11 protein-coding genes are annotated in these 8,447 nt (G+C 62.5%); 9 read left to right on the forward strand and 2 right to left on the reverse strand.

Annotation, left to right across the window (positions count from 1 at the left end; all coding sequences use genetic code 11):
- The 7 genes from EN993_RS26215 to EN993_RS26245 all read left to right on the forward strand — a co-directional run.
- On the forward strand, positions 1-215 hold a 215-nt coding region (locus tag EN993_RS26215), incomplete at its 5' end, for a 2-oxo acid dehydrogenase subunit E2 (RefSeq protein WP_206532419.1).
- Positions 216-235: 20 nt separating this feature from the next.
- Positions 236-646: a hypothetical protein gene (locus tag EN993_RS26220; RefSeq protein WP_245468968.1), complete on the forward strand. Its 411-nt coding sequence runs from the start codon at positions 236-238 to the stop codon at positions 644-646.
- Complete coding sequence (locus tag EN993_RS26225) at positions 643-1,278, forward strand: SGNH/GDSL hydrolase family protein (protein ID WP_126069174.1); 636 nt, start codon at positions 643-645, stop codon at positions 1,276-1,278. Before EN993_RS26220 ends, EN993_RS26225 begins: the two co-directional genes overlap by 4 nt.
- A gap of 12 nt (positions 1,279-1,290) precedes the next feature.
- On the forward strand, positions 1,291-2,736 hold the full coding sequence (gene lpdA / locus EN993_RS26230) for a dihydrolipoyl dehydrogenase (protein ID WP_109671324.1): 1,446 nt from the start codon (positions 1,291-1,293) through the stop codon (positions 2,734-2,736).
- 89 nt (positions 2,737-2,825) lie between these two features.
- The gene (locus EN993_RS26235; RefSeq protein WP_109671323.1) at positions 2,826-3,083 is read left to right on the forward strand and encodes a GlsB/YeaQ/YmgE family stress response membrane protein; all 258 of its coding nucleotides are present in this window, start codon (positions 2,826-2,828) and stop codon (positions 3,081-3,083) included.
- 138 nt (positions 3,084-3,221) lie between these two features.
- Complete coding sequence (lipA, locus tag EN993_RS26240) at positions 3,222-4,187, forward strand: lipoyl synthase (protein ID WP_127265213.1); 966 nt, start codon at positions 3,222-3,224, stop codon at positions 4,185-4,187.
- 12 nt (positions 4,188-4,199) lie between these two features.
- Positions 4,200-4,658 (forward strand): type II toxin-antitoxin system RatA family toxin, encoded by a 459-nt coding sequence (locus tag EN993_RS26245; protein WP_127265214.1) that lies wholly within the window; start codon positions 4,200-4,202, stop codon positions 4,656-4,658.
- Here EN993_RS26245 and EN993_RS26250 read toward each other — a convergent pair.
- Together EN993_RS26250 and EN993_RS26255 are read right to left on the reverse strand one after the other, a co-directional pair.
- Positions 4,634-5,143: a CinA family protein gene (locus tag EN993_RS26250; protein WP_127265215.1), complete on the reverse strand. Its 510-nt coding sequence runs from the start codon at positions 5,141-5,143 to the stop codon at positions 4,634-4,636. The genes EN993_RS26245 and EN993_RS26250 overlap by 25 nt on opposite strands.
- A complete protein-coding gene (locus EN993_RS26255) occupies positions 5,140-6,369 on the reverse strand; it encodes a bifunctional 2-C-methyl-D-erythritol 4-phosphate cytidylyltransferase/2-C-methyl-D-erythritol 2,4-cyclodiphosphate synthase (protein ID WP_126069168.1) in 1,230 nt (409 codons plus the stop codon). Before EN993_RS26255 ends, EN993_RS26250 begins: the two co-directional genes overlap by 4 nt.
- A 244-nt stretch (positions 6,370-6,613) precedes the next feature.
- Between EN993_RS26255 and dusB the strand changes: the two genes are divergently transcribed.
- Together dusB and EN993_RS26265 are read left to right on the forward strand one after the other, a co-directional pair.
- A complete protein-coding gene (gene dusB / locus EN993_RS26260) occupies positions 6,614-7,642 on the forward strand; it encodes a tRNA dihydrouridine synthase DusB (RefSeq protein ID WP_127265216.1) in 1,029 nt (342 codons plus the stop codon).
- The coding region (locus EN993_RS26265; RefSeq protein ID WP_127265217.1) for a histidine kinase dimerization/phospho-acceptor domain-containing protein at positions 7,639-8,447 on the forward strand (809 nt) is incomplete at its 3' end. The genes dusB and EN993_RS26265, both read left to right, overlap by 4 nt.

Genomic DNA, 8,447 nt, shown 5'->3' on the forward strand with positions numbered 1-8,447 from the left:
ATTTTGCCGCAGTCATCAACCCGCCGCATGCGACCATCCTGGCGGTCGGTGCCGGCGAGGAGCGGGCAGTGGTCAAGAACGGCGAGATCAGAATAGCCACCGTGATGTCGGTGACGCTGTCGACCGATCATCGCGCCGTCGATGGTGCGCTGGGTGCCGAACTGCTCGTCGCCTTCAAGCGGCTGATCGAAAATCCGATGGGCATGCTGGTTTAGGACGGGAGAGGGCGGTGCGGATGGTCTTCACCAGCCTCTTCGCTTTCATTCTTTCCGGATTCGCCGGCGGCCTCGTCGCTCAATTGCTGGCGGTCGAAACCGATGCGCAGGAAGAATACATTCTCGTGTTCATGGCGTCCGCGCTTGTCACCATTTGCGTGACGATCGTGTTTTTCATTGCACAGCTCTTTTCGAACGCACCGGCGATCATCGACTGGCTGGCCCTTTGCGCGATTGTCCTGTTCGTGCTGATCGGACTCGGCTTGATCGGCTGGACGTTCTCCCAGCCGATCGGCAAGCGCCAGTGGGGAGGTGACATGCCAATCATCGCCGGCCTGGTTTTGCCGAACCTGGCCACTGTGCTGGTTCACTGGCTGTTCGTGCGCTGGCGGGTGGGACGCGGTTTGATCAACGCACGGGTGGGCGCATGAAGACGGTTCTTTGTTACGGCGACTCGCTGACCTGGGGCTACAACGCCGAAGGCGGCCGCCATGCGCTGGAAGACCGCTGGCCGAGCGTGCTGCAAGCAGCGTTAGGCGCCGGCGTGCAAGTGATTGCCGATGGCCTCAACGGCCGCACCACGGCCTTCGACGATCATCTGGCCGGTGCTGATCGCAACGGCGCCAGGCTGCTGCCGACGGTCCTGACGACGCATGCGCCGATCGACCTGATTGTCATCATGCTCGGCGCCAACGACATGAAGCCGTGGATCCACGGCAATCCGGTCGCGGCCAAGCAAGGCATCCAGCGGTTGATCGACATCGTGCGTGGTCACGACTACCCGTTCGACTGGCCGGCGCCGCAGATCCTGATCGTTGCGCCGCCTGTAGTCAGCCGCACCGAAAATGCCGACTTCAAGGAAATGTTCGCCGGTGGCGATGACGCCTCGAAGTTTTTGGCACCGCAATATGCCGCGCTCGCCGACGAAGCCGGCTGTGGCTTCTTCGACGCCGGCAGCGTGGCCCAAACCACACCGCTCGATGGCGTTCACCTCGATGCCGAAAACACGCGAGAAATCGGCAAGGCGCTGACGCCGATCGTGCGCGTCATGCTGGAATTGTGAAGGAGAAATACCGTGGCTGAGAACTACGACGTCATTATCATCGGCTCCGGCCCTGGCGGCTATGTCACCGCGGTGCGTTCCGCACAGCTTGGCTTCAAGACGGCGATCGTCGAGCGCGAGCATCTCGGCGGCATCTGCCTCAACTGGGGCTGCATCCCGACCAAGGCGCTGCTGCGCTCGGCCGAGATCATGCACTATTCGGATCACCTGAAGGACTACGGGCTGAAGCTCGACGGCAAGGTCAGCGTCGACACGTCGGCGGTGGTCGACCGATCGCGAAAAGTCTCGTTGCGGCTCAATGGCGGTGTTGCCTTCCTGATGAAGAAGAACAAGGTCGACGTCATCTGGGGCGAGGCCAAGCTCTCGAAACCCGGCGAAATCGTCGTGTCAAAGACGGCCAAGAAGCCGATGGAGCCGCAGCCGCCGGTGCCGAAAGGCGTCAAGGGCGAGGGCACCTACACCGCCAAGCACATCATCCTGGCGACGGGAGCGCGGCCGCGCGCGCTGCCCGGCATCGAGCCGGATGGCAAGCTGATCTGGACCTATTTCGAGGCGATGGTGCCGCCGGAAATGCCGAAGTCGCTGCTGGTGATGGGTTCGGGCGCCATCGGCATCGAATTCGCATCCTTCTATCGCACCATGGGCGCCGACGTGACGGTGGTCGAGCTGTTGCCTGCGGTGATGCCGGTCGAGGACGCCGAAGTCTCGAAATTCGCGCAGAAGCAGTTCGAGAAGCAAGGCATGAAGATCATTCTCGAAGCCAAGGTGACCAAGGTCGAGAAGGGTGCCAACTCGGTCACCGCACATGTCGAGATGAAGGACGGCAAGGTCGAGAAGATCACCGCCGACCGCATGATCTCGGCCGTCGGCGTGCAGGGCAACATCGAGAATCTCGGGCTGGAAGCGCTCGGCGTGAAGACCGAACGCGGCTGCATCGTCATTGACGGCTACGGTAAGACCAATGTACCCGGCATTTACGCCATCGGCGACGTCGCCGGCCCGCCGATGCTCGCCCACAAGGCCGAGCATGAGGGCGTGGTGTGCATCGAAAAAATCGCCAATTTCCCCGGCGTGCACGCCACTGACAAGCTCAAGATCCCCGGCTGCACCTATTGCAATCCGCAGGTCGCGTCCGTTGGCCTGACGGAAGCGAAGGCCAAGGCAGAGGGCAAGGATATCCGCGTCGGGCGCTTCCAGTTCGCCGCCAATGGCAAGGCCATCGCGCTCGGTGAGGACCAGGGCTTCATCAAGACCATCTTCGACAAGAAGACCGGCCAGCTGCTCGGCGCCCACATGGTCGGCGCCGAAGTGACCGAACTGATCCAGGGTTTTGTCGTGGCGATGAACCTGGAGACGACCGAGGAAGAACTGATGCACACCATTTTCCCGCACCCGACGCTGTCGGAGATGATGAAGGAAAGCGTGCTCGACGCCTATGGCCGCGCGCTCAACGCGTGATAAATTGAAAGCGCTGGCACAGATGGAACCCGGCGGCAAGGTACTTAGTTTGCGGATGCATTTTCATCCATCACACAAGGAGAAGGCATATGCACCTGAATGGCGTCGGCTGGATTGCAGCCATCATCATCGGCGGCCTGGCAGGCTGGCTCGCCGAAATGGTCATGAAGAGCAACACCGGCATCTTCATGAACATTGTTTTGGGTATCGTCGGCGCGGTCGTGCTGAACGCCATCCTCCAGGCACTCAACATCGGTGTGTTCGGTATCGGCTGGACCGCCTATCTGATCACCGGCTTTATCGGAGCCTGCCTGCTGATCTGGGCGGGGCGTCTGGTGCGCCGTTAACATCACTGAAGAGCTGCTATGCGAAAAAGGCTGTTGCGGCATGCGCCGTCGCGGCCTTTTTCTTTGCGTTAAAAAGTCTTAGATGAACTTATGACAGCGAACGCCTGACTGGCGGTCGCGAATGAACCAGGTTTCCCGATGGTCACTGTCCTCGATACGATCGCCAACGCTCCGCGCTTGCGGCATCCGGAAAAGGCGCACAAGCCTGATCAGGATGTGCTGCGCAAGCCCGACTGGATTCGCGTCAAGGCGCCGATGTCGAAGGGCTATGCCGAAACGCGCGAAATCGTCAAATCGCACAAGCTGGTGACGGTCTGCGAAGAGGCCGGCTGCCCCAACATCGGCGAGTGCTGGGAAAAGAAGCACGCCACCTTCATGATCATGGGCGAGATCTGCACGCGCGCCTGCGCGTTTTGCAACGTCGCCACCGGCATTCCGACAGCTCTTGATGCCGATGAGCCGGCCCGCGTCGCGCACGCCGTCAAGCAGATGGGCCTGACCCATGTCGTCATCACCTCGGTCGACCGCGACGATCTCACCGATGGCGGTGCGCAGCATTTCGCCGAGGTCATCCGCGCCATCCGCGCGGCAACGCCGTTGACGACGATCGAAATCCTGACGCCAGACTTCCTGCGCAAGGACGGCGCGCTGGAGATCGTCGTGGCGGCCAAGCCCGACGTCTTCAACCACAATCTGGAAACCGTGCCGTCGAACTATCTGACGGTTCGGCCGGGCGCCCGCTATTTCCATTCGATCCGGCTGTTGCAGCGGGTCAAGGAACTCGACCCGTCGATCTTCACCAAGTCCGGCATCATGGTCGGCCTGGGCGAGGAGCGAAATGAAATCCTGCAGCTGATGGACGATCTGCGTTCGGCCAATGTCGACTTCATGACCATCGGCCAGTACCTGCAGCCGTCGAAGAAGCACCATCCGGTGATCCGTTTCGTCACCCCGGAGGAATTCAAGTCCTTCGAGACGATCGGCCGGACCAAGGGTTTCCTGCTGGTGGCGTCGAGCCCGCTGACGCGCTCGTCGCATCACGCCGGCGACGATTTCGCCCGGCTGCGCGCGGCACGGGAAGCGCTTCTCAAGAAATCAGCCTAACTCGCTGGTTTTATGCCAAAATTCGAAGCCATCCGTCGCGTATCCCACACACCGGAGCAGATGTTCGCGCTGGTCGCCGATGTCGAATCTTATCCGCAATTCCTGCCGCTTTGCGAGGCGCTGACGGTTCGCTCGCGCAAGGAGCGCGACGGACGCACAGTTCTCCTCGCCGACATGAGCATCGGCTACAAGGCGATCCGGGAAACCTTCACGACGCAGGTGCTGCTGAAGCCGGACGAGAACACCATCGACGTGAAGTACATCGACGGCCCATTCAAATATCTGAGCAATGTCTGGCGTTTCGAACCGGACGGCGCCGGCTGCGCCGTCCGCTTCTTCATCGACTATGAGTTCAAGAGCCGTATTCTCGGCGCGGTGATGGGAACCATGTTCGACCGCGCCTTCCGCATGTTCGCCGAGGCTTTCGAGAAGCGTGCCGAAGTCATCTACGGTGCGGCGTCCTCGGCCTGAGGCTGGCCAAGCGCGCGCAGACCCAACTCCAACGCGTGCCGTACCGTTTCCCGGCGGATGAAGTCGCGACCCTTGTCGGCAAACAATCTGTGTTCGGCGGTCACGCTCTGGCCGTCCAGGCTGACGCCGAACCAGACCAGACCGACCGGTTTTTCCGTGGAACCGCCGCCAGGCCCGGCAATGCCGGTGACCGCCAGGGTCAGTCCCGCGCGCGAACGCGCAAGCGCGCCTGTTGCCATTTCGATCGCCGTCTGGCGCGAAACCGCGCCGTGCGCCTCGAGCGTGGCGGCGGAAACACCGAGCATGTCCACCTTGGCTTCGTTGGAATAGGTGATGAAGCCGCGATCGACCACAGCGGAGGAACCGGCGATGTCGGTCAGCGCGGCGATGATCATACCGCCGGTGCAGCTTTCCGCCGTCGCCAGCATGACGCCGCGCTTCTGGCAGGCTTGCAGCAGGGCATTTGCCAGCTCGTTGTTGCTCATTCCGGCACCTCGCCGGGAAAGACCACGCTGGCGGTGGCGATCGCCGCAATGCCTTCCTCGCGCCCGACAAAGCCGAGCTTCTCATTGGTTGTCGCCTTGATCGAGATGCGGTCCGGTGAAATTGCCAGCATCTGCGAAAGGGCTGCGGTCATCGCCTCGCGATGCGGGCCGACGCGCGGCGCCTCGCAGATCAGCGTGATATCGGCATTGGCGATCCGTCCGCCGCGCTCGCGCACCAGCCTTGCCGCATGCTCGACGAAGATCCGGGAAGCAGCGCCTTTCCACTGCGGGTCGGACGGCGGAAAATGCGTGCCGATGTCGCCGGCGCCGCAAGTCGCCAGCAGCGCATCGGTCAGGGCGTGCAGGCCGACATCGGCGTCGGAATGGCCGGACAGTTTCTTGTCATGCGCAATGGCGACGCCACACAGGGTGACATGGTCGCCGGGTTCGAAGGCGTGGACGTCGTAGCCATTGCCGGTACGGATGTCGGGGAAGCGAACACGTTCGCCGGAAAGCCGCTGGTCCGCCATCGCAATATCCCGTGCCCAGGTGAGTTTGATATTGTCCGGCGAGCCCGGAACGATCTTTACCGGAATATGCGCCCATTCGGCGATCGCCGCGTCATCGGTAAAATCCATTTTTCCCAGATGATGGGCTTTCTCATGCGCGGCAAGGATAGGCCAGAATGGAAAGCCCTGTGGCGTTTGCGCCGCGTGGAGCCCGCTGCGCGAAACGGTTTCGCCAACCACGCCAGAGGCCGACTCGCGCTTCAGCGTGTCGGCGACGGGCAAAGCGGGCAACGCGCCCTCGCGCTCGCCGATTGCGGCGATGGTGCGGTCGATCAACTCCGCATCGACGAACGGACGCACGGCGTCGTGGATCAGAACCTGCGCCGGAGCGTGGCCTCTCAGCGCAAGCAATCCGAGCCGGACAGACTCTTGCCTGGTCGCCCCACCCATGACAGCGGTGACGCGCTCGGCATTGGCGCCCGCCGCCTGCCGGAACAGCTCGTGGTCGTCGGCATGGATGGCGACGACAATCTCGCTGGTCCGCGGGTGGGCAAGAAAAATTTCCAGCGTGTGCGCGATGACGGCAAAGCCGCCAATGTGTTGATATTGCTTCGGCCCGTTGGCCTGTCCGGCGCGCGCGCCACGGCCGGCCGCAACGATCACCACCGCGACCTTGCCATCCGCACTCGAAACGTGATTTTCACTTGCGTCAGTCATTGCAGATTGGTCCTAGCGCACGATCCCGAAAAGTGTAATCGGTTTTCGGAAAGATCATGCGCTAACTATGAAATTCCAAAGCGTCCTTAGCGCGTCCTGAAGGACGCGCGGCGCTTTGGTCACAGCCAATCCCGAAGGCCAGCATTTTCCCAATTGCGCCTTAATGTGGCGTCATTCCGCGTTGCACATTGCGGCGGTTCTGGCTAGAGAATGTGCAACGAATGAACATGCTTGGTTTTTGTGCATGGTTAACTTGACCAAATTGGCCGCGCCGCTCGATGTCGGTGGTGTGAGAATCCGCAATCGCGTGTTCCTCGCACCGATGTCGGGAATTACCGACGAGCCGTTCCGGCAGCGCGCCCACGCGCACGGCGCGGGCCTGGTCGTGTCCGAAATGGTGGCCAGCGGCGAGCTTGCCAAGGGCAGGGCCGGTTTCAACCTGCGCATACGCCACTCCGGCCTGCCGGTCCATATGGTCCAGCTTGCCGGCCGCGAGGCGGCGCACATGGCCGAAGGCGCGCGTATAGCCGCCGGCGAGGGCGCCGACATCATCGACATCAACATGGGCTGCCCGGCCAAGAAGGTCACTGGTGGCTATGCCGGCTCGGCATTGATGCTGGATCTCGACCATGCACTGTCGCTGATCGACGCCGTTGTCGGCGCGGTCGAGGTGCCGGTGACGGTCAAGATGCGGCTGGGCTGGGACGAAGGCGCGCTCAACGCGCCGATGCTGGCGCGCCGCGCCGAACAGGCCGGCGTCAGGATGGTGACCGTGCACGGCCGCACGCGTTGCCAGTTCTATCAAGGCAAGGCCGACTGGCGCGCCATCGCCCGCGTCAAGGAAGCCGTGTCCATCCCGGTCGTCGCCAACGGCGACGTGTCTTCGCCAGCAGAAGCGGCTGCTATCCTCGATCAGTCGGGTGCAGACGCTGTGATGATCGGCCGTGCCCACTATGGTGCACCGTGGATCGCAGGCAGCAGTGCGGCGGCAGCGGCGGGCGAGACTGCGACCAACGTCCCGCAAAACCCGATGGCACTGGCCGACTATGTCGTCTCCCACTATGAGGACATGCTCGCGCTCTACGGTGTCGAGAGCGGTCTGCGCCAGGCGCGCAAGCACCTCGGCTGGTATCTCGATCGTCATGCCGGCGGTGTCGCAGACGACAGCCGAAAGGCCATACTGACCGCATTCGAGCCCGCACGCGTCATCGCCTTGCTGCGCGATGTGTTTTCGCGCGATCCGCAACCTTTGAACCTGCGGAGCGCCGCATGAACGCCGCCGCTGGCCAGGGCGCTGAAATGGCGGATGCCGCCCAGATCGTGCTCAACACCATCCGCCGCCCGGTGATCATGATCAGCGAGCAAGGGTTCATCACCTACGCCAACGCCGACGCGGAAGACTTCTTTCGCTCGAGCGCGACGATGCTGGCGCGCAACACGCTGTCCAAGCTCATTCCCTTCGGCAGCCCGCTGCTGACGCTGGTCGATCAGGTGCGCGAGCGTCGGGCCCCGGTCAACGAGTACCGCGTCGACGTGTCGTCGCCGCGCCTGGGCATCGAGAAGGTCGTCGATCTCTACGTCGCCCCGGTGCCGGAATATCCGGGCTCCGTCGTGGTGATGTTCCAGGAACGGTCGATGGCCGACAAGATCGACCGGCAGATGACGCATCGCGGTGCGGCACGCTCGGTCACCGGCCTGGCGGCGATGCTTGCCCATGAGATCAAGAACCCGCTCTCCGGCATCCGGGGTGCCGCCCAGCTGCTCGAACTGTCGGCTTCCGACGAGGATCGCGCGCTGACGCGGCTGATCACCGACGAGACGGACCGCATCGTATCGCTGGTCGACCGCATGGAGGTGTTTTCCGACGAGCGGCCGATCGATCGCTATCCCGTCAACATCCATGTCGTGCTCGACCATGTGAAGGCCATCGCCAAAAACGGTTTTGCCAAGAGAATCAAGATAATGGAGGATTATGATCCTTCATTGCCTCCGGTGTTTGCCAACCGTGACCAGCTCATCCAGGTGTTCCTCAACCTGGTCAAGAACGCCGCCGAGGCAATCGGCAGCGACCCACAGGG

Origin of the sequence: Mesorhizobium sp. M7D.F.Ca.US.004.01.2.1, from assembly GCF_003997785.1 — a bacterium.
GTDB lineage: Bacteria > Pseudomonadota > Alphaproteobacteria > Rhizobiales > Rhizobiaceae > Mesorhizobium > Mesorhizobium loti.